Origin of the sequence: Nocardioides exalbidus, assembly GCF_900105585.1 — a bacterium.
GTDB lineage: Bacteria > Actinomycetota > Actinomycetes > Propionibacteriales > Nocardioidaceae > Nocardioides > Nocardioides exalbidus.
The window spans coordinates 3,255,053-3,273,772 of record NZ_FNRT01000002.1; the positions used below are offsets into that span (position 1 = coordinate 3,255,053).

The 18,720-nt window shown below is 73.5% G+C and carries 20 protein-coding genes; 12 read left to right on the forward strand and 8 right to left on the reverse strand.

Annotation, left to right across the window (positions count from 1 at the left end; genetic code table 11):
* Window positions 1–28: 28 nt before the first annotated feature.
* Both BLV76_RS16020 and BLV76_RS22880 read left to right on the forward strand, forming a co-directional pair.
* Window positions 29–1,474 carry an MFS transporter gene (locus BLV76_RS16020; RefSeq protein WP_090970184.1) on the forward strand — a complete coding sequence of 482 codons (1,446 nt, stop codon included), beginning with the start codon at window positions 29–31 and terminating at the stop codon, window positions 1,472–1,474.
* Window positions 1,461–1,922 (forward strand): MarR family winged helix-turn-helix transcriptional regulator, encoded by a 462-nt coding sequence (locus BLV76_RS22880; RefSeq protein ID WP_090970186.1) that lies wholly within the window; start codon window positions 1,461–1,463, stop codon window positions 1,920–1,922. Before BLV76_RS16020 ends, BLV76_RS22880 begins: the two co-directional genes overlap by 14 nt.
* On the opposite strand, the gene BLV76_RS16030 is transcribed toward BLV76_RS22880, so the two are convergent.
* The 4 genes from BLV76_RS16030 to BLV76_RS16045 are packed head-to-tail and all read right to left on the reverse strand — an operon-like array spanning window position 1,912 to window position 4,756.
* A complete protein-coding gene (locus BLV76_RS16030) occupies window positions 1,912–2,205 on the reverse strand; it encodes a hypothetical protein (protein ID WP_090970188.1) in 294 nt (97 codons plus the stop codon). The two genes, BLV76_RS22880 and BLV76_RS16030, sit on opposite strands and share 11 nt — an antisense overlap.
* A 4-nt stretch (window positions 2,206–2,209) precedes the next feature.
* A complete protein-coding gene (locus BLV76_RS16035) occupies window positions 2,210–2,914 on the reverse strand; it encodes a transporter substrate-binding domain-containing protein (RefSeq protein ID WP_090970190.1) in 705 nt (234 codons plus the stop codon).
* A complete protein-coding gene (locus BLV76_RS16040; protein ID WP_090970192.1) occupies window positions 2,914–4,341 on the reverse strand; it encodes a short-chain fatty acid transporter in 1,428 nt (475 codons plus the stop codon). The genes BLV76_RS16035 and BLV76_RS16040 overlap by 1 nt, the downstream gene beginning before the upstream one ends.
* Before the next feature lie 43 nt (window positions 4,342–4,384).
* Window positions 4,385–4,756: a DUF4440 domain-containing protein gene (locus tag BLV76_RS16045; RefSeq protein WP_175539702.1), complete on the reverse strand. Its 372-nt coding sequence runs from the start codon at window positions 4,754–4,756 to the stop codon at window positions 4,385–4,387.
* Between the two features lie 59 nt (window positions 4,757–4,815).
* Between BLV76_RS16045 and BLV76_RS16050 the strand changes: the two genes are divergently transcribed.
* The gene (locus BLV76_RS16050) at window positions 4,816–5,256 is read left to right on the forward strand and encodes a helix-turn-helix transcriptional regulator (protein WP_090970194.1); all 441 of its coding nucleotides are present in this window, start codon (window positions 4,816–4,818) and stop codon (window positions 5,254–5,256) included.
* Window positions 5,253–6,431: a thiolase family protein gene (locus BLV76_RS16055; RefSeq protein WP_090970196.1), complete on the forward strand. Its 1,179-nt coding sequence runs from the start codon at window positions 5,253–5,255 to the stop codon at window positions 6,429–6,431. The genes BLV76_RS16050 and BLV76_RS16055 overlap by 4 nt, the downstream gene beginning before the upstream one ends.
* Window positions 6,432–6,449: 18 nt before the next feature.
* Here the strand turns inward: BLV76_RS16055 and BLV76_RS16060 are convergent, their stop codons facing one another.
* Window positions 6,450–7,016 carry a sugar O-acetyltransferase gene (locus BLV76_RS16060; protein ID WP_090970197.1) on the reverse strand — a complete coding sequence of 189 codons (567 nt, stop codon included), beginning with the start codon at window positions 7,014–7,016 and terminating at the stop codon, window positions 6,450–6,452.
* 112 nt (window positions 7,017–7,128) lie between these two features.
* Here BLV76_RS16060 and BLV76_RS16065 point away from each other — a divergent pair, with 112 nt between their 5' ends.
* Window positions 7,129–7,497: a DUF6281 family protein gene (locus BLV76_RS16065; RefSeq protein ID WP_090970199.1), complete on the forward strand. Its 369-nt coding sequence runs from the start codon at window positions 7,129–7,131 to the stop codon at window positions 7,495–7,497.
* A 115-nt stretch (window positions 7,498–7,612) separates the two neighbouring features.
* Here BLV76_RS16065 and BLV76_RS16070 read toward each other — a convergent pair whose 3' ends face one another.
* Entirely contained in the window at window positions 7,613–9,010 is a 1,398-nt protein-coding gene (locus tag BLV76_RS16070) for an HNH endonuclease signature motif containing protein (protein ID WP_090970201.1), read from the reverse strand.
* Between the two features lie 149 nt (window positions 9,011–9,159).
* Between BLV76_RS16070 and BLV76_RS16075 the strand changes: the two genes are divergently transcribed.
* From BLV76_RS16075 to BLV76_RS16090, 4 genes are all read left to right on the forward strand, one after another.
* Complete coding sequence (locus BLV76_RS16075; RefSeq protein ID WP_245734705.1) at window positions 9,160–10,770, forward strand: amidohydrolase; 1,611 nt, start codon at window positions 9,160–9,162, stop codon at window positions 10,768–10,770.
* Entirely contained in the window at window positions 10,770–11,402 is a 633-nt protein-coding gene (locus tag BLV76_RS16080; protein ID WP_090970205.1) for an alpha/beta fold hydrolase, read from the forward strand. The genes BLV76_RS16075 and BLV76_RS16080 overlap by 1 nt, the downstream gene beginning before the upstream one ends.
* Window positions 11,403–11,480: 78 nt before the next feature.
* On the forward strand, window positions 11,481–12,095 hold the full coding sequence (locus BLV76_RS16085; RefSeq protein ID WP_090970207.1) for a ClpP family protease: 615 nt from the start codon (window positions 11,481–11,483) through the stop codon (window positions 12,093–12,095).
* The gene (locus BLV76_RS16090) at window positions 12,092–12,694 is read left to right on the forward strand and encodes a ClpP family protease (RefSeq protein ID WP_090970209.1); all 603 of its coding nucleotides are present in this window, start codon (window positions 12,092–12,094) and stop codon (window positions 12,692–12,694) included. The genes BLV76_RS16085 and BLV76_RS16090 overlap by 4 nt, the downstream gene beginning before the upstream one ends.
* Before the next feature lie 4 nt (window positions 12,695–12,698).
* Here BLV76_RS16090 and BLV76_RS16095 read toward each other — a convergent pair whose 3' ends face one another.
* Together BLV76_RS16095 and erm are read right to left on the reverse strand one after the other, a co-directional pair.
* Entirely contained in the window at window positions 12,699–13,022 is a 324-nt protein-coding gene (locus BLV76_RS16095; protein ID WP_090970211.1) for a helix-turn-helix domain-containing protein, read from the reverse strand.
* Between the two features lie 61 nt (window positions 13,023–13,083).
* Window positions 13,084–13,845 carry a 23S ribosomal RNA methyltransferase Erm gene (erm, locus tag BLV76_RS16100; RefSeq protein WP_090970213.1) on the reverse strand — a complete coding sequence of 254 codons (762 nt, stop codon included), beginning with the start codon at window positions 13,843–13,845 and terminating at the stop codon, window positions 13,084–13,086.
* Window positions 13,846–14,141: 296 nt separating this feature from the next.
* On the opposite strand from erm, the gene BLV76_RS16105 reads away from it, so the two are divergent.
* From BLV76_RS16105 to BLV76_RS16115, 3 genes are read left to right on the forward strand one after another with little or no spacing between them, the layout of a single operon-like run.
* A complete protein-coding gene (locus BLV76_RS16105) occupies window positions 14,142–17,210 on the forward strand; it encodes an FtsX-like permease family protein (protein ID WP_139306601.1) in 3,069 nt (1,022 codons plus the stop codon).
* Entirely contained in the window at window positions 17,207–18,037 is an 831-nt protein-coding gene (locus BLV76_RS16110; RefSeq protein WP_090970219.1) for an ABC transporter ATP-binding protein, read from the forward strand. The genes BLV76_RS16105 and BLV76_RS16110 overlap by 4 nt, the downstream gene beginning before the upstream one ends.
* Window positions 18,034–18,705, forward strand: a complete 672-nt coding sequence (locus BLV76_RS16115; protein ID WP_090970221.1) for an ATP-binding cassette domain-containing protein — start codon at window positions 18,034–18,036, stop codon at window positions 18,703–18,705. The genes BLV76_RS16110 and BLV76_RS16115 overlap by 4 nt, the downstream gene beginning before the upstream one ends.
* The last annotated feature ends 15 nt before the right edge of the window (window positions 18,706–18,720 follow it).

Below are 18,720 nucleotides of genomic sequence, written 5' to 3' on the forward strand. Positions count from 1 at the left end.
CGGACCGCAACATATGTAACTTACACACATGCCTACCCAGACGGACGCCGCGCAGCGCCCCGGACTCGCGATCGCGGTCCTCTGCGCCGGAGGCCTCAGCGCCGCCCTCACCCAGACCATGGTGATCCCGATCCAGAGCGAGCTGCCCCAGCTGCTCTCGACGTCCGCGTCCAACGCGTCCTGGGTGATCACGATCACCCTCCTCGCGGCGGCGGTGACCATGCCGGTCGCCGGACGCATCGCCGACATGATCGGCAAGCAGCGCGTCCTCGTCGCCAGCGCCGCGCTCCTCACCATCGGCTCCGTGGTGTGTGCGATCTCCGACTCGCTCGTCCCGGTGCTCGCCGGACGCGCGCTCCAGGGCCTGGCGATGGGCTTCATCCCGGTCGGCATCTCCTTCATCCGCCAGTTCGCACCGCCGGAGATGGCCTCGACCGGCGTCGCGACGATGAGCGCGACGCTCGGGGTCGGCGGCGCCATCGGCCTGCCGCTCGCCGCGTGGATCGCCGACTCCGGTGACTGGCACACTCTCTTCTGGGTCGCCGCCGGGCTCTCCGCCGTGATCACCGCCCTCACGTGGTTCGCGGTGCCCCACGTCCACGACGCCCACGACGGCCGCCTCGACGTGGTCGGCACGATCGGCCTCGCGATCGGTCTCTCGTCGTTCCTCGTCGGCGTCTCCAAGGGCAGCACGTGGGGCTGGGACAGCGGCCGCACGTGGGGCGCGATCGTCCTCGGCATCGTCGTCCTGCTCGCCTGGGGCGCGTTCGAGCTCCGCCAGGCCGAGCCGCTCGTCGACCTGCGCACCACGGCGTCGCCGGCCGTGCTGATGACCAACCTCGCCGCCGTCGCGGTCGGCTTCGGCATGATGGCGCAGTCGATCGTGGTGCCCCAGCTGCTCCAGCTGCCCGAGATGACCGGCTTCGGCCTCGGCCAGTCGATCCTCGCCGCCGGGCTCTGGATGGCCCCGGCCGGCCTGATGATGCTCGTCTTCGCACCCGTGTCGAGCGGGCTGATGAAGAGCATCGGCGCGAAGAAGACCCTCATGATCGGCGCCGCCGTGCTCGGCGCGGGCTACCTCGTCGCCCTGGTGATGATGGCCGCCCCGTGGCAGCTGCTCGTCGCCTCCTGCGTCGCCTCGGCGGGCGTCGGCATCGGCTACGCCGCGATGCCCACCCTGATCCTCGACTCGGTCCCGGCCCACGAGGCCGGCTCCGCGGTCGGCGTCAACGGACTGATGCGCTCGGCCGGTACGACGCTCGCCGCGGCCGTGATGGCCACGCTGCTCACCAGCAGCACGGTCGACCTCGGCGGGTTCGCCGTGCCGACCGAGTCGGCGTTCAGGTGGTGCTTCGTCGTGGGCGCGATCGCCGCGTTCGTCGGCGTCGCCATCGCCTCGATGGTGCCGGTCGTCGCGCGCCGGACCGACGCCATCGGCGCCGACCTCGACGAGACCGCCGATGCCGCCGTCTGACCTGGCCGAGGTCACCGACGAGACCCTGACCGCCCTCCGGCACGAGCTCATGCGGCTCGGCCGGCGGCGCGAGACGGGCTCGTCGGTGACCGACCTCGACGCCTCGGCGTTCAAGATCCTCTGGCTCGTCGTCGAGCACGGGCCGCACACCCTCCGGGGGCTGTCGGAGGGCCTCCAGCTCGAGCAGTCGACGATCAACCGCCAGGTCCACGCAGCCGTCGACCGTGGCTGGGTCGAGCGCTACGACGACCCGGACTGCCCGGCGATGCTCGTCCGCGCGACCGCGCCCGGCGAGACGGCGTACCGCCTCGAGGCCGACGCACGCGCCGAGGGGCTCCGCGAGATCGTCAACACGCTGGGGGACCGCGCCACCTCCGACCTCGCCGGTGGCCTGGCGCGGTTCAACGACGCCATCGATGACGCGATCGGGCGCAAGCTCACTCCGTGAAGAGCCGGTCCTCGGCCTCACCCGAGGTGACCTCGAGGCGCAGCGTCAGCACCTGCGTCGGCGGCAGCCCGAGCCGGGCGAGGATCGCCTGCACCTGGGGGAGCACCCAGCTGTAGGACTCCACCGCCACCCGGCTCGCCTCGTCCTGCACGCGGATCCACACCACCGGGTCGCCACGGCGGTCCGGGAGCCAGTGCGCCTCGAGCACACCCACGGCACCCAGCGAGACGACGACCGGCAGCATCGCCGCGTCGACCGACCGCTTCAGCTGGTGCTCGTCCACCTGCTCACGCTAGCCCCGCCACGGTTGCCTCGACGCCGCTGCGGGCCAGCTCGTCGCGCACGAAGCCGGAGGCCTTGAGCTCCTCGACGTGCGCTGCCACCGCGGCGACGGCGTCGGGGTCGAGGCCGCGGGGGAGGCCGACGGACTGCTGGATCTCCATGAAGGCGGGCTCGAGGATCCGGCGCCCGGTCGTGGCGACGTACTGCTCCATCGGCTGGCGCACGCCGGCGGCCGCGTCGAGGCCCTGCTCCTCGAAGACGTCGGTCGCCTCGTCGGCGCGCACGAGCTCGGCGTGCTGGAGGCTGCGGGTGAGGAAGAGGTCGTACGCCGACCCGGTGCGGACGCCGATCCGCACCCCGTCGCGGTCGACCTGGTCGGAGGAGGTCAGCGGCGAGTCGGCGTCGACGACGTGGACGCCCTCGATGAGGACGTAGGGCGCTGTGAAGACGACGCCCTCCTCGCGGGCCGGTTCGTTGGCGAGGAAGCAGAGGTCGACCCTGCCCTCGACGATCGCGGCGTAGGAGTCGCGTGCGGCGTCGACGCAGAGCAGGTCGAGCGGGACGCCGAGCCAGTCGGCGACGGACCTCGCGATGGCGACGGTGACGCCGCGCGGGTCGTCGGCGGTGCCTTGCGCGAGCACGGGGTTGCCGAGGTTGATGACGACGCGGAGGGTGCCGGTGGGCGCGACGGTCGAAGCAAGGTCGCTCATCACGGCACCACCGGTGCCTCGAACTGGAACGTCATCCCGAGCAACCAGAGCAGCAGCAGCACCACCGGCAGGTGGAAGAGGAACTGCAGGAACGTGAAGCCGACGAGGTCGCGCGCCCGGACGCCGAGCACGGCGAGCAGCGGCAGCATGAAGAACGGGTTGACCAGGTTGGGCAGCGCCTCGGCGGCGTTGTAGATCTGCACCGTCCAGCCGAGGTTCATCCCGACGTCGGTCGCGGACTGCATGACGTAGGGCGCCTCGACCAGCCACTTGCCGCCGCCCGAGGGGACGAGCAGGCCGAGCAGCGCGGTGTAGAGCGCGATCACGACGGCGAAGGCGCCACCGCCGCCGATGCTGGTGAAGAGGTCGGCGAGGTGGTGCGAGACGGTCACCCCGCCGCGGCCCTCGGCGCGGGTCAGGACCGCGGCCATGGCGGCGTACAGCGGGAACTGCACGAGCACGCCCGCGGTCGTCGGCACCGCCTTGGTGACCGCGTTGAGGAAGCCGCGCGGGGTGCCGTGGAGGACGAGGCCGAGGATGAGGAAGACCATGAGGTAGCCGTTGAGGCTGCTGATCACGGTGAGGAACGGCAGGGTCGCGAGCTGCTGGACCAGCCAGCCGAGGGTGAGCAGGCCGACCAGGATCGGCAGGACGCGGGAGTACTCCAGCCACTCGCCCGGCCGGGTGCGCTGCGCCATCGGCGCGACCTCGTCGGAGAGGTCGATGCCCATGTCCTCGGCGGTCCTGACCGCCTTGCCCTGCGGGGCGGAGGCCCACGCGACGACGACGCTGAGCGCGATCAGGATCGCGGCCATCAGGAGCGACTGCCAGGTGAGGATGGTCGCGCCGAAGTCGAGCACGCCGGTGATCTCGAGGAGCTCCGGCGGCAGCGACGCGGCCGTCGCCTGCAGCTGCGCGGCCGACGACGAGAGGCCGAGCGCCCACACGGCGCCGAGACCGAGGTAGGCCGCCGCACCCAGGGCGCGGTAGTCGGCGCGGAGGTCGGAGCGCCGCGCGATCGCCCGGGCGAGCAGGCCGCTGAAGACGAGGCTCAGGCCCCAGTTGAGCATCGAGACGAGGCAGGACAGCAGGGCGACGAACGCCACCGCGCCACGCGGCGTCGAGGGATAGAGCGCGATCCGTTCGATGACCTTCGCGACCGGCGGCGAGGTCGCGACGACGTATCCGGTCAGCACGACCATCGCCATCTGGAGCGTGAAGGTCGCCAGGTCCCAGAAGCCGCCGCCGAAGGTCTCGGCGACGGTGACCGGGCTCGAGCCGTTGACCATCGCGGCGACCGAGACGATCACGACGCCGGCGAGGGCGAAGACGTAGGCGTCGGGGAACCACTTCTCGGTCCACGCGGCGCTCTTCTGGGCGAGGCGGGCGAGTCCGCGCTCCTGGTCGGTGGTCGCGACTGTCGACATGGTGATCGAACGTATCGGACGCTGCGACCGGGTGCGTCGCGACCTAGGGGACGACGTGGTCGAGGGGCGTCAGCACGACGACCTGCCACTGGTCGCCGGAGCGGGCGAGCTGGTAGCAGAAGCGCTCGCGCTCGGCGCCGTCGAAGCTCCACCGGACGTCGGCCCAGATCGCGTCGGCGGTCGAGGCGAGCACCGTGACGGCGGGCTCCGCCTCGGCCACGCCGTCGTACTGCTCCCAGGACGACGCGAAGAACTCCGCGGTCTGCCTGCGGTCGGACACCGCGATCGCACGGCCGGGGAACAGGACGAGGGCCGGGACGGCGTACATCCGGGCGACTTCGTCCTCGTCCCGCGCGAGCAGCGCGGCGGCGTAGTCGGTGAAGAAGGCGGCGGCGATGTCTGCTGTGGTGGTCATGGCACCCACGGTGCCGGGCAACCCGGACAGGCCGGTGTCGGGTTCACTACCGTGCCTGCATGGATCCCTCGGTCGGTCTCGCGGCTGCCTCCCGCGACGGCCATCTCGCTCTCCGGCGCGTCGAGCGGCAGCAGTGGCTGGTCGAGAGGTTGTACGCCGCCCACGGCGCGCTGCTCGTGCTGGACGACCTCGCCGCCGAGCTCGGGGTGTCCGGGCGCACGATCGCCCGTGACGTCGCGCGCTTGCGGGACGCCGGGCTGCCGATCGAGACCCGCCAGGGTCGGGACGGCGGGGTGCGGCTGGACGTCTCGGGTGACCGGCTGCGCCCGGTCGACCTCGACCTCCCCGAGATCGCCGCGCTGCTCTCGTCACTGGCCGTCCTCGGCCCGAGCGCCAGCGAGAGCGCGTCGTCGGCTGCGCTGAAGCTGGCCGCGGCCCTGGGCGGCGAGACTCCGGCTGGCAGGATCGAGCCCGATCGGACCGAGCAGGGGAGCACATGAGCATCAGCCAGGACGCCTTCGTCTACGCCTACGCACGCACGCCGTTCGGTCGCTTCGGAGGTGGCCTGGCCGATCGGCGCCCCGACGACCTCGCCGCGGTCGTGGTGAAGGACGTGCTGGACCGGGCGCCCGAGCTGGACCCGGCCCGCGTGGGGGACGTCTTCTGGGGCTGCGCCAACCAGGCCGGGGAGGACAACCGCAACGTCGGACGGATGGCGGTGCTGCTCGCGGGGCTGCCGACCTCGGTGCCCGCCACCACGGTGAACCGGCTCTGCGGGTCGTCGCTCGACGCGGCCATCCAGGGCTCGCGTGCGATCGAGTCGGGCGACGCGGACGTCGTGCTCGTCGGCGGGGTGGAGTCGATGACCCGCGCGCCGTGGGTGCTCCCGAAGCCGTCGCGCGCCTATCCGGCGGGCAACTCCGAGCTGGTGTCGACGACGCTCGGCTGGCGGCTGGTGAACCAGGCGATGCCGGCGGAGTGGACGGTCTCGCTGGGGGAGTGCAACGAGCTGCTCGGCGAACGGTTCGGGATCTCTCGTGGACGGCAGGACGAGTTCGCCGCTCGCTCGCACCAGCTGGCCGCCGCGGCGTGGGACGAGGGCTTCTACGACGGCTGGGTGACGCCGGTGGACGACCTCGTGCGGGACGAGGGCGTGCGGGCGGACTCGTCGGTCGACACGCTCGCGGGCCTCAAGCCGTCATTTCGTCCCGACGGCACGATCACCGCGGGCAACGCCTCGCCGCTGAGCGACGGAGCCTCCGCGGTGCTGCTCGGTGCGTCGGGCGCGGTGCCGGGGCTGGACCCGGTCGCCCGGATCGCCGGGCGTGGTGTGTTCGCGAATGACCCGCAGGACTTCGGCTACGCGCCGGTCGAGGCGGCCGACCGGGCACTCGCAAGGGCCGGGATCGGCTGGTCCGACGTGGCGGCGGTCGAGCTCAACGAGGCGTTCGCCGTCCAGTCGCTGGCGTGCGTCGACGCGTGGCCGGTGGACGAGTCCCTGGTGAACGCCAAGGGCGGTGCGATCGCGATCGGCCACCCACTCGGAGCCTCGGGCGGCCGCGTGCTGGCGACACTCGCCGAGCGGTTGCGGGTCAGCGGCGACCGCTGGGGAGTCGCGGCCATCTGCATCGGCGTCGGCCAGGGGCTCGCGGTCGTGCTCGAGAACGTGTCGTAGGCGTCGTCGCACCCCACGTCAGAGCTCGCGGACGACCTTCGCGGGCACGCCGACGGCGAGGACTCCGGCCGGGAGGTCGCGGGTGACGACCGATCCCGCGCCGACCACGGTGTCCTCACCGAGGGTGACGCCGGGGCAGACGATCGCGCCGCCGCCGAGCCAGACGTTGTCGCCGATCGTGATCGGCTCGGCCGCCTCCCACTTGTCGCGCCGGGGTCCGGCCTCGAGCGGGTGGGTGGCGGTGAGGAGCTGGACGTTCGGGCCGATCTGCACGTCGTCCCCGATCGTGACGGTCGCGACGTCGAGGCTGGTCAGCCCCCAGTTGGCGAAGGTGCGCGCACCGACGTGGGTCTGGTAGCCGTAGTCACAGTGGAACGGCGGCCGGATCTCGCTGCCCTCGCCGAACGACCCGAGCAGGTCGGTCAGCACGCCGCGCCTCCCGACGTGGTCCGCCGGGTCCATCGTGTTGAAGCGGTGCGCGAGCCGCTGCGCCCGGTCCGACTCCTGCGCCAGGACCGGGTCGTCGGCGATGTAGAGCTCGCCCGCCAGCATCCGGTCCCGCATGGTCCGCTCGTCGTCGCTCATGCCTGCGACCCTACGGACGGCGGGGTCAGGCCGTCGTGCGCGTGGAGCCTGGCGGACGCCGTCATCGTCCTACTCTCGTGAATCGGCGAGAGAACTACCGATGAGAGCCGCGGTGCTCTGCCTGGTCCTTGCCGCCTCCACGGCGGGCTGCTCGGACACCGGCTCGACCGGTTCGGCCGACTGCTCCGCGCAGATCCGGGAGTCGGGCGTGGTCTACACGTCGTACGGCACGACTCGTCGAGATGCCACGCGTCACGTCGAGGCCGACGTGGCGCAGTGCGACGACATCGGGCCGGACGCCGGCTCGGTGTTCCCGGATGACCCCGGGCAGGTACGCACGTGGGTCTTCGACGGCTACTCGCCGAGCGATGTCCTCGGTGTCCAGTACGGCAGGACGGTGTTCGGGGTGTTCGTCGCCGATCGACTGCACCCGGACGTGCGCGAGCGCATCTATCGAGAACTGTCCGATGCAGAACCCTGAGGACACGCGGCCTCGTGCGGTGCACGAGGGCACCAGAGGTGTGACTGTTGTGGAGGAGCCGCGGGACGTGCCCATGGCCCCGCTGTCGTCGTGACTGGCGGGGTGCGGGGCGGGGTCATGGTCGTGCGGGCTCGATCGGGCTGGTGCCTGATCGGTCGCGTCTGAACTGGTGGCCGTGGCTTGAGGTCCATTCGAAGACGCCGGGCGCGACCATCTGGTAGTGCCAGGTGGTGAAGGTCTTGAGCCGGTGGTGGGAGCGGCACAGGCAGGCGAGGTTGTCGGACCGTGTGGGTCCGGGTTGTGGTCTGCCTTCTGCTTCGGCGTGATGGTCGTACGCGGTGACGTGGTCGATGTCGCAACCACGGGCGGGTCGGGTGCAGTGGGGGAAGACGCAGGTGCGGTCGCGCAGGATGACCTGTTCGCGGATGCGGTCGGGGATGTCGTAGCCGGGTGCGGTGAGGTTGTGGTTGAGGTCGATGACCGGCTTGATCGTGATCGTGGTGCGGGTGTCGCCGCACCAGGACTGGAGCTGCTCGAGGAGCAGGAGCTTCTGCCGGTTCTCCATCCGACCGGTCGGACCGAACACCGTGCCCTCGCTGGTGATGTCGGCGTCGAAGTGGGCGTGGAGCACGACCTCGCGGGCGGCTGGAAGGTCGGGTCTCGATACGCCCCCTCGTTCCTCGTCGGCCACTCGACCACCTGAAGAGAGGTCGAGGGCGGTCTGGGTGCGGGCGAGGTTGCCGAGGGCCTTGGCGCGGCGGACGTCGAGGGTCTCGGTGGAGCCGAGGGCTTTCTGCGTGGCGGCGTCACGCGCGAGGGCGTGGTCGAGGTCGATGCCGTCGGCGAGGTCGAGGTCGGCTTCGACGTGGATGGTGCCGGCGAAGTGCACGTCCTGATCCAGGACGGTGACGTGGCGGGGGTCGACGTACAGGTAGCCGTCGTCCGGGTCAGCCGCCCGATCCGGTTGAGCGAGCTGGAACCTCTTGATGGCTTCTGCGACGAGGCGGTCGAGCTGCGCGACACCGACCTTTCCCGCGACAGCCGCGACTTGGTCGTCGACCCAGCCTGCGGCGTCACGGGTCAGCGAAGGAACCGCGTGGATGGTCGCCTCCGCGACCGACCGCGCCCGCCACGCGGGCACCGCACCGGCGTGGACCTGGGACCACAGCCTGGGGAGGCGGTGGCGGAGCTCGAGGGCGTGACCGATGAGCTTCTTCGCCGACGTGGTGGAGATGCCCAGCACGGCTCCGAGCTCGGCCACACAGAACTCCGCGACCAGCGGGCAGCCGTCCCCAGCGATCGGCTCTTCGTGCTCGGAGCCGGGGGTGGTGAACGCGGCGGCCAGGTGGATCGACTCGGGCGGGTGCAGGTCGGCCCAGCGGGCGGCGGTCACCAGCAGGTCGGCTGCGGCCCGGTTCTCGGCTGCCTTCTGCGAGCGTGCGTGGCGCAGGACGTCGGAGGCGGTGAGGTCGTCGACCTCTGCCTCTGGAACCTTCGCCAGCGCTTCGCTCATGTGTTCGATTGTAGGCGACGGGTCCGACAGTGGCCATGGTCGGAGGTGCGAGGTTCGATCAAGAGATGGTCTGGTCTCGTGACGGGCGCCGGAGCGCCCTCCTCGACCAACGAGGAGAGATGGCGGCCGGGTCGGTGCAGGATGTCCGCGTGAGCCCCACGGTCTTCCGGAACGCGACGGTCTTCGACGGCTTCACCCATCGCGGGGCGGTGGGTGACGTGGTCGTCGAGGGCGGGCGGATCACGGCGGTGGGCCCGGACGCGGCACCGGCCGGCGCCCGGGTGGTCGACGTCGCGGGAGGGCTCCTGCTGCCCGGCTTCGTCGACGCCCACGTGCACCCGATCCAGGGCGGCCTCGAGAGACTGGGCTGCGACCTGAGCGAGCTCGCGGTGGACAGCGCGGCGTACCTCTCGCACGTCCGGGCCTTCGCGCACGACCACCCGGACCAGCCGTGGATCCAGGGCGGTGGCTGGGCGATGGCCGCGTTCCCGGGTGGACTGCCGACGGCGAGCGCGCTGGACGAGGTCGTCCCCGACCGTCCGGTGGCGCTGGTCAACCGCGACCACCACGGCATGTGGGTCAGCTCCCGAGCGCTCGAGCTCGCCGGGATCACCCGCGACACCCCCGACCCGCACGACGGCCGCATCGAGCGCGACGCCGACGGCGAGCCGACCGGCTGCCTGCACGAGGGCGCGATGGACCTGCTCGCGGGCGTCGTGCCCGTCGCGGACGACGACGCGATGCACGCCGGGCTGATGGAGGGCCAGCGGTTCCTCCACTCGCTGGGCGTCACCGGTTGGCAGGACGCGATCGTCGGCACCTACTCGAACATGCGCGACGGCGGGCCGACGTACGCCCGCGCCGCGGCCAGCGGGGACCTCACCGGCACCGTCGTCGGCGCACTCTGGTGGGAGCGCGACCGCGGCGCCGAGCAGGTCGACGACCTGGTCGCGAAGCGCGCGGACTACTCCCGCGGCAGGTTCGCCGCGACGGCGGTCAAGGTGATGCAGGACGGCGTCGCCGAGAACGGCACGGCCGCGCTGGTCGATCCCTACCTCGACCGCTGCGGCCACGCGACGCACAACACCGGCATCTCGTTCGTCGACCCGGTGGAGCTCCGCGGCCACGTGCGGGCACTCGACGCGCACGGCTTCCAGGTGCACGTCCACGGCCTCGGTGACCGCGGCGTGCGCGAGGCGCTCGACGCCTTCGAGGGCACGGACCCCGCGCGGCGCCACCACATCGCCCACCTCCAGCTCGTGCACCCCGACGACGTACGACGCTTCGCCGACCTCGGCGTCGCCGCCAACCTCCAGGCCCTGTGGGCGTGCCTCGACGCGCAGATGACCGAGCTGACGATCCCGTTCCTGGGGGAGGAGCGGGCCGCGCGGCAGTACCCCTTCGGCGACCTCCACCGCGCGGGCGCCCGGCTGGTCGCCGGCAGCGACTGGCCGGTGAGCACCCCCGACCCCCTCGCCGCGATCCACACCGCGGTGCACCGGACGGCGTACGACGAGCCCGCACCGGCCGGCACGGACCCGTTCCTGCCCGAGCAGGCGCTCCCGATCGAGGCCGCGTTCGCGGCCTACACGAGCGGCTCCGCCTGGGTGAACCATCGTGACGATGCCGGCCGGATCGCCGTCGGCGCGGTCGCCGACCTCGTGGTGCTCGACCGCGACCCCTTCGCCGCGCCCGACGAGATCGGCGCCGCGCGCGTCGTGTCCACGTGGGTCGACGGCGAGCCGGTCTTCGAGGCCTGATGCGCGTCGTCGGCACCGCCGGGCCGGTCGTCGTGCTGCTGCCCGGTGGGTCCGACGCAGCCGAGGGCTTCGCCCCGCGCCTGGTCGAGGGCCTGGTCGCGGACCCGTGCTGTCGCGTGGTGCTGTGGGACCGGCCACGGGGCGGCCGGCTGACCGAGGCACCGACCGCGCTCCACCGCATGCTCGGCGAGCACGACCTGGGGCCCGCCGTGCTGGTCGGGCAGAGCCTCGGTGGCGCGGTCGCCGCGATGACGGCCTGCGCGTTCCCCGACGACGTCGCCGGTCTCGTGCTGCTCGACCCGACGCCGGTGAACGACACCGTCGAGGCGCTCCAGATCGAGGGCCTCGCCACCGTGGCCGCGATCCGCGGCTCGCGCGGGCTGAGGCGCGTCGTCCGCGGGCTCGCCAGGGCTGCCGTCGCGTTCGACGAGTCGCGCCTGCCGACGGTCCCCGCGGTGGTCGTCGCCGCGGACCGCGACGCCGGGGAGCGGATGCACCGGGCCCACGTGCGCCTCGCCGCACGGCTCGACGCACCGCTGCTCCAGTGGCCCGGGGCCGAGCACGGCGTCCACCTGTCGCACCCCGAGCAGGTGCTGGCCGCCGCGCGCGACGTCGTACGACGGGTCGGGTGAGGGCCGCTCCGCCCACAGCGGATCCGCGGCCAGCAGAGCACCCTGTGGCGCACGGCCCGTGCCCGTCACCGTGGAGGCATGACCATCACTCCCACGTCAGAACGCATCGAGGACGAGCTTGTCCGCCGCCTCATGCACCAACGCGTCATCGTGCTGGGCGAGGCCCTGGATGAGGGCAACGGCAACCGCCTGATGCACCAGCTGCTGCTCCTCTCCGCCGAGGACCCGCGCGCCGACATCAGCCTCTGGATCAACTCGCCCGGCGGGTCGGTCTCGGCCATGCTCGCCATCCACGACGTCATGCAGCTGATCCCCAACGACGTCAGCACGCTGGCGATGGGGATGGCCGCGAGCGCCGGGCAGTTCCTGCTGTCGGCGGGCACGCCCGGCAAGAGGTACGCCCTCCCGCACTCGCGCGTCCTGCTCCACCAGGGCTCCGCGGGGATCGGCGGCACGGCCGTCGACATCGAGATCCAGGCCGACGACCTGCGCCTCACCCGCGACACCGTCATCGGGCTGGTCGCCGGGCACACCGGGCAGGACCGCGACACGATCGAGCGGGACTCGCGGCGCGACCGGTGGTTCAGCGCCGAGGAGGCGCTCGCCTACGGCTTCGTGGACCAGGTGGTCACGTCGGTCGATCACGTGACGCCGGGGTCCGGGCGGCCCGTCGGTCTGGCGGGTGCGCGATGAGCAGCTACACGATCCCGTACGTCGTCCAGACCACGCCGCGCGGCGAGCGGACCCTCGACCTCTACTCCCGGCTGCTGTCCGAGCGCATCGTCTACCTCGGCACCGAGATCGACGACGGCGTCGCCAACGCGGTGATCGCGCAGATGCTGCACCTGTCCTCGGAGAACCCCGAGCTCCCGATCAGCCTCTACATCAACTCACCGGGCGGCTCGATCTCGGCGATGCTCGCGATCTACGACGCGATGCAGTTCGTGAAGCCGTCCGTCGAGACGGTGTGCGTCGGCCAGGCGGCCTGGACGGCCGCGGTCCTGCTGGCCGGGGGAGCGCCCGGCGCTCGCGCGATCCTGCCCCACGGACGGGTCGTGCTCCACCAGCCCGCGACCCAGGGACGCGGCACGATCCCCGACCTGATCCTCGAGGCCGACGAGGTCGCCCGGGTCCGCCTCGAGCTCGAGGAGGTGCTGGCCCGGCACACCGGCAGGACGGTCGAGCAGGTCCGCCAGGACACCGACCGCACCCTCGTCCTGCCGGGTGCGGCGGCCGTCGACTACGGCATCGTCGACACCGTCCTCCACGAGCAGGTGTCGGCGATCAGCTGAGGCTTCACGCAGCGAGCGCGAGCGCCTCGGGGCGCGCGGTGCGGGTCGCGAGCTCGCGGACGCTGAGGTCGAGGGCACCGGCGATCGCCTGGAGCATCTCCGACGACGGGTCCTTGAGGCCGCGCTCCACCTCGGAGAGGTACTGCATGGAGACGCCGGCGCGCGTCGCCACGTCGACGAGGCGCTCCCCGCGCCCGGTGCGCTCGCGGTGCAGCTCTGCCCCGACCAGCTCGCGCCACAGCGGTTCGGGAGCCGCCGGGCTCGCGTCGGACCGGCCCTCGGGACGGTCGTCGGACTGGGGTGCCGGGAACCGCAGGATCTCGCCCATGCACCGAATGTAGCCACCACCTGCCGCGCACGCCGTCCCGTTCTGCTGAGAGCAGAACGGCTCACCGGCCGAGCTCGTGCCAGAGGTGCGCCCACTGCGGCGGCCCCAGGTGGCGCGGCAGGCTGCGCCGGTCGACCTCGGCCCGGGCCATCGCCCGGCGCACGCTCCGCCCGTCGGCTCGGGTCGCGCCCTGCAGGACGCGGTCGAGGCCGCCGCCGCGGCCGGTGAAGACGGCGTGCACGAAGGCGTCGTACGCCGTCCGCTCGCCGTGCGCGACCAGCGGCTCGGCCCGTCGGTCGATCCGCAGCAGGCCGCCGTCGACCGACGGCTGGGGGGCGAATCCGTGAGCAGGGACCCGTCCCGCGAGCCCGAACACGAACCACGGTGCCGCCTGCGCGGTCATCATCGTGCCGCCGCCGACGCCTGCCCGCTTCCGGGCCACCTCCCACTGGACGAGCAGGAGCGCGTGCTGCCACGTCTGCTCGCGCAGGAGGCGGCGCAGGATCGGCGTGGTCAGGTGGAAGGGGACGTTGCCGACCACGACGGGGAGGTCGAACGGTCGGCGGAGGGCGTCGGCGTGCTCGACGCGCGCGGTGGGCAGGTCGCGGCGGAGCCGTCGTGCGCGGTGCTCGTCGAGCTCGACCGCGGTGACGTCGCGTCCGCGTCCGACGAGGACCCGGGTGACGGCGCCGTCACCCGAGCCGATCTCGAGGATCGGGCCGACCGTGTCGTCGACGAGCTCGCCGATGCGCCGGAGGGTCGGTGCGTGGTGCAGGAAGTTCTGGCCGAGCTCGTGCCGGCCGCCATGTCTGGATCGAGGCATGGGGATGTGCTCCCGGGTCTGGTGGGGAGCACCTGGTGCGAGGGTGCGCGACCGGGACGGGTCGCGCAGGTGCCGCTCCGAGGTGCGAGGACGTCTCGGTGACGGCGCGGGAGTGACGTCGCGCCGTCAGGCGCGGCGGTCGCGGACCGCCGCGAAGGCGGCGACGTGAAGGGAACCCATGCCGGAGACCCTAGGCAGGCCGCACGACGCGACGCGACCGCTTTTCGCCGCGGCGGTGGAGGCGTCCCGGGCGTCCCAGTACGCTCCGGGCACCGCAGGACGAGGAGGGCGTGGCCATGAGGGGCAGGCGTTCTCCGCGCGCACCCGGGTGGTCGCCCCTCCGGCACGCGTGGCGATCGGCCGTCGGGCACCGCCGCGGCCAGGCGGCCGCGCTGCTCGCCGTCTCGGCGCTCGTCACGGCGTGCACCGCCTTCGCGCCCGTCTACGACCGCGCGATGCAGCAGGCCCTCGTCGACACCCTGGTCGCCCAGCAGGGACCCGGCGACCGGGTGGTCGTCCTCGAGTCGGCGTCGGCGGTCAACGCGATCGGCACGACCGAGGCGCGCGATCCCCACGAGCTGGAGGCGATGGTGCCTGCCGGAGTGGCGGCCCGCCTCGGTCCGGCGGTGCTGGAGCGACGCGCCCTCGTGAGCCCGACGACCGGCGAGGTCCCGCCCAACGGCCTGCTGGTGTGGCGTGACGGCGCGTGCGACCACCTCCGGCTGCTCAGCGGCAGGTGCCCGGAGGCGTCGGGCGAGATCCTGGTCAGCGAGGCGGACGTCGATCACTTCGGCCTCACCGTCGGCTCGTCCCTGGCGGTCGCCCCGGCCGAGGAGGGCCCGGACCTCCCGCTCGAGGTGGTCGGCACCTACGCGGTCGCGGGCGGCGACTGGTGGCAGGGCCTCCGGCTCGTCGGCACCTCGATGCCGGCCGCCGGCGGGACCGACCCGTCCGCCGCGCACGACGCCTGGGTGACCGCCGAGGAGACGTTCACCGACGCGGCCGTCCTGCCCGCCGAGTCGTCACGGGCCGGTGCGCTGGTCCCGTCGGGCACCGACGTGGACGACCTGTTCGCGCTCGACAGCTCCCTCGATGCCTGGGCGGAGGACGTCCGCGGGCAGGGCGACGACCTCCGCGTCCTCAGCAGCGTCGACGACGCGGCCGAGGACGTGCGCGACCAGGCCGCGCTCGGTGCCCGCACGGTCCCGTTGCTGCTGGCGCCGCTCGCCGTGCTGGCCGTCTTCGTCCTCTGGCTGGTCCTCGTCGCGGCGACCCAGCAGCGCCGTGGGGAGGTGGCGGTGGCCCGGCTGCGGGGCAGGGGTCCGGCCGGCGCCGTGGGGCTGCTGCTGGTCGAGCTGCTGCCGGTGCTGCTCGCCGGGGTCGTCCCGGGCGTGGCGATCGCACTCGCCGGCGGCGTGGTCGTACGCACGCTGCTCCCGGGGCCCGCCGCCCTCGAGCTCGCGCCCGGGCTCGTGACCGCGGTGCTCGTCGCCGTCCTCGCCCTGGTGCTGACGACGCTCGCCGCTGCCGTGCGGGTGGCCCGCGAGCCCCTCGACGCACTGGTGCGCAGCGGTCGCTCCGGCGGGGGCAGCTGGCGGCTCGGCGCGACGGACGCCGTGCTGCTCGCCGCGGCCGGGACCGGCGCGCTCGCCTTCGTCGCCGGGAGTCTCACGGGCGCGGCCGCGCTGGCCGGCCCGGCCCTGCTCGCCCTCGTCGTCGGTCTTCTCCTCAGCCACGTCGTGGCGCCCGTGGGGACCAGGGTGGGTCGGTGGTTCCTCCGGCGGGGCCGGCTCGTCACGGGCCTGACGCTGCTCGACCTCGGTCGCCGCCGCGAGACCCGCGTCCTCGTCGCCGTCCTCACCGTGGCCTCGGCCCTCGCCGTGTTCTCCCTCGACGCCCTCGTCGTCGGCGAGCGCAACCGCGCCAACGCGAGCGAGCACGACGCCGGGGCGCCGGTCGTGCTCGCGATCGAGGGGCACGACCTCGACCGGGTGCGGACGGCGCTGGCGGCCGCCGACCCGACGGCAGAGCGGGCCACGCCCGTCGTCCTCGCCGACGGCACGCTGGCCGTGGACCCCGAGCCGTTCCACAGGATCGCCTACTTCCCGCGCGGCGCCCCGACCGCGGAGGAGTGGCGCGCGATCGAGCCGCCCGGGCACCCGGCCGTGGAGCTGACCGGGTCGCGGGTCTCCCTCGTGGTGGAGGCAGCGGACGACTTCGCCGTCCAGGACGTCCTCGCGGTGCCGTCCGAGCTGCGCCTCGCGCTCGTCGTCACCGCCACGACCGGCGTACGCCACACGGTGCCGCTCGGTCCGGTCCCGGCCGCCGGCACCCGGGCGACGCTGACGGGGAGGATGCCGATGTGCGGCGCGGGCTGCCGGCTCGCGGCGATCCAGATGAGTGCCGCCCAGGGCTCGATCACGACGGGTGGGCTCAGGTTCGGCGGGCTGCGAGTCGACGGGGCGCCGGTCGACCTGGGGACCTCGGCCGAGGACTGGAACGCCAGCGAGGACGAGCACACCGTGCTGCGCCCGGTCGCCGGCGACCCGGCCGACGCGCTCACCCTGCTCGTGAGCGTCCGCGGTTTCTACCCGGTGGACCTCACCCCGGCCTGGATCCCGCCGACGCTCCACGCGATCGTGCCGTCGGGCCGCGGCGCAGACGACCTGGTCGTCACCGGGGTCGACGGCAGCGACCGCGCGGCCGACGTCGTGGGGCGCACCACCCTGCTCCCGGCGATGCCCGCGCGGTCGGCGCTGGTGGACCTCGACGCCGCCACCCGCGGTCGCGACATCACCTTCGACGCGCTCCTCCAGGTGTGGCTCGACGACGACCCCGCCCTGGTGGCCGACGTCGAGGACTCCCTGCGTGCGAGCGGGGTCTCCGTGACCGACGTGCGCCGTCACTCCGCGATCAGCCGGTCCTACTCCCACACCGTCCCCACCTGGAGCCTGGCGCTCGGTGCCGTCGTGGGCCCGGTCGTCGTCCTGGTCGCGGTGCTGGTCCTGCTCGTCCTGGCCGTCATCGGCTGGCGGTCCCGGTCACGGGACCTCGCGATCCTGCGGCTCAACGGCGCCGGGCGTCGTACGACGGCCCGCCTGGCCGCGTGGGCCCACCTCCCCGCCGTCATCGCGGCCGTGCTCGCCGGTGCCGGAGCCGGGGTGGCGGGAGCAAGACTCGCGATGTCCGACGTCGCGTTCTTCCCCGATCCGCCGACGGTGCCGGTGGTCGACACCGCCCTCGCCTGGCCCGCCGTGCTCCTCGTCGCAGCGACCTGCGCGGTCGTGCTGCCCGTCGCGGTGGTCGTCTCCGGCCTGGCGGTGGCGCGCCGCGCACACCTCGAGCGGGCAGGGGAGGCGACATGACGGGCGGCCTGTCGATCCGCACGCGCGGACTGGTGCACATCTACCACGTGGAGGAGCACGACGTGGCGGCGTTGTCGGGCGTCGACCTCGACGTCGCGGCGGGGGAGGTGGTCGGGCTGCTCGGGCCCTCCGGCTCGGGCAAGTCGACCCTGATGAGCCTGCTCGCCGGGATCCTGCGGCCCAGTGCCGGCAAGGTCTTCGTGGGGGAGACCGAGGTGTCGGCGGTGGGCTCGAAGGTCCTCGACGAGCTGCGCGCCGGCGACGTCGGCCTGATGCTCCAGGGGGCGGCGCGCAACCTGCTGCCCCACGTCTCCGCGATCGACAACGTGCGGTTCGCCCAGCAGCCGGCCCGCCGCGCGCGCCGGGAGGTCCCCGATCCTGACGAGGTGCTCGCCGAGGTCGGCCTGGCAGCGCTCACCGAGCGCCCCCTGGGCGCGCTGACCCCGGCCGAGCTGCAGCTCGCGGCGGTCGCGGCCGCGGTGTCCACCCGCCCCGGGCTGCTCCTGTGCGACGAACCGACCAGCCAGCTCGACCACGCCGCCCGCGACCGGGTGCTCGAGGTGCTCACCGAGGTGAACCGCACGCACGGCACCACCGTCGTCCTGGTCACCCACGATCCCGAGGTCGCCCGCGTGCTGCCGCGCACGGTCACCATCCGCGACGGCCGCATCGGTGGTGAGGGTCGCAGCGGGGAGGAGTACGCCGTCGTCACCGCGGACGGCTTCCTGCCGCTGCCCGGGCACGCGCTGGACCGGCTCCCGCCCGGCACGCTCGTGCGGCTGCACGAGGTCGACGACCACTTCGAGCTGAGGGCGGAGGAGCCGTGAGCGACCTGCAGGCGACCGGGCTGTCGGTGGCGTGGGGCGGCGTGGTCGCCGTACGCCCCCTCGACCTCGCCGTGCCGTCGGGTGCGGTCGTGGCGGTGACCGGCCCCTCGGGAGCCGGCAAGTCGTCGCTGCTGTGGGCCCTCGCCCGGGCGCTCCGGCCCGCCGCGGCCTCCGTGACGGGGACCGTCCGGGTGGGCGGGTCGGTGGTGGACGACCACGACGAGGCCGCACGGCGAGGAGTCGTGCTCGTGCCGCAGCGCAACGCCCTCTCGGCCACCCTCACGGCCCACGAGAGCGTGCTCGTGCCGCTCCTCGCCCACCGCGTGCCCGCGACCGAGGCGTGGCAGCGCACGGACGAGGCCCTCGGACGGGTCGGGCTGACGGGCTCGGAGCAGCACCTCGTCGACCAGCTCTCCGGCGGCCAGCAGCAGCGGGTGGCCCTGGCGCGGGCGCTCGCGCTCCGCCCGGAGGTCCTCCTCGCCGACGAGTCGACCAGCGAGCTCGACGCCGGCAACCGCGAGCTGGTCCTCGCCGCGCTGCACGAGGAGGCCGCCCGCGGCGCCGCGGTCGTGCTGGCGACGCATGACCCGGACGCCGCAGCCGGCGCCGGGGCCGTGCTGGCGCTCGACGAGGGAGCCGCTGCGTGGGAGCGGGGCCCTGTCGCCTAGGGTTCCTTCTTGCAA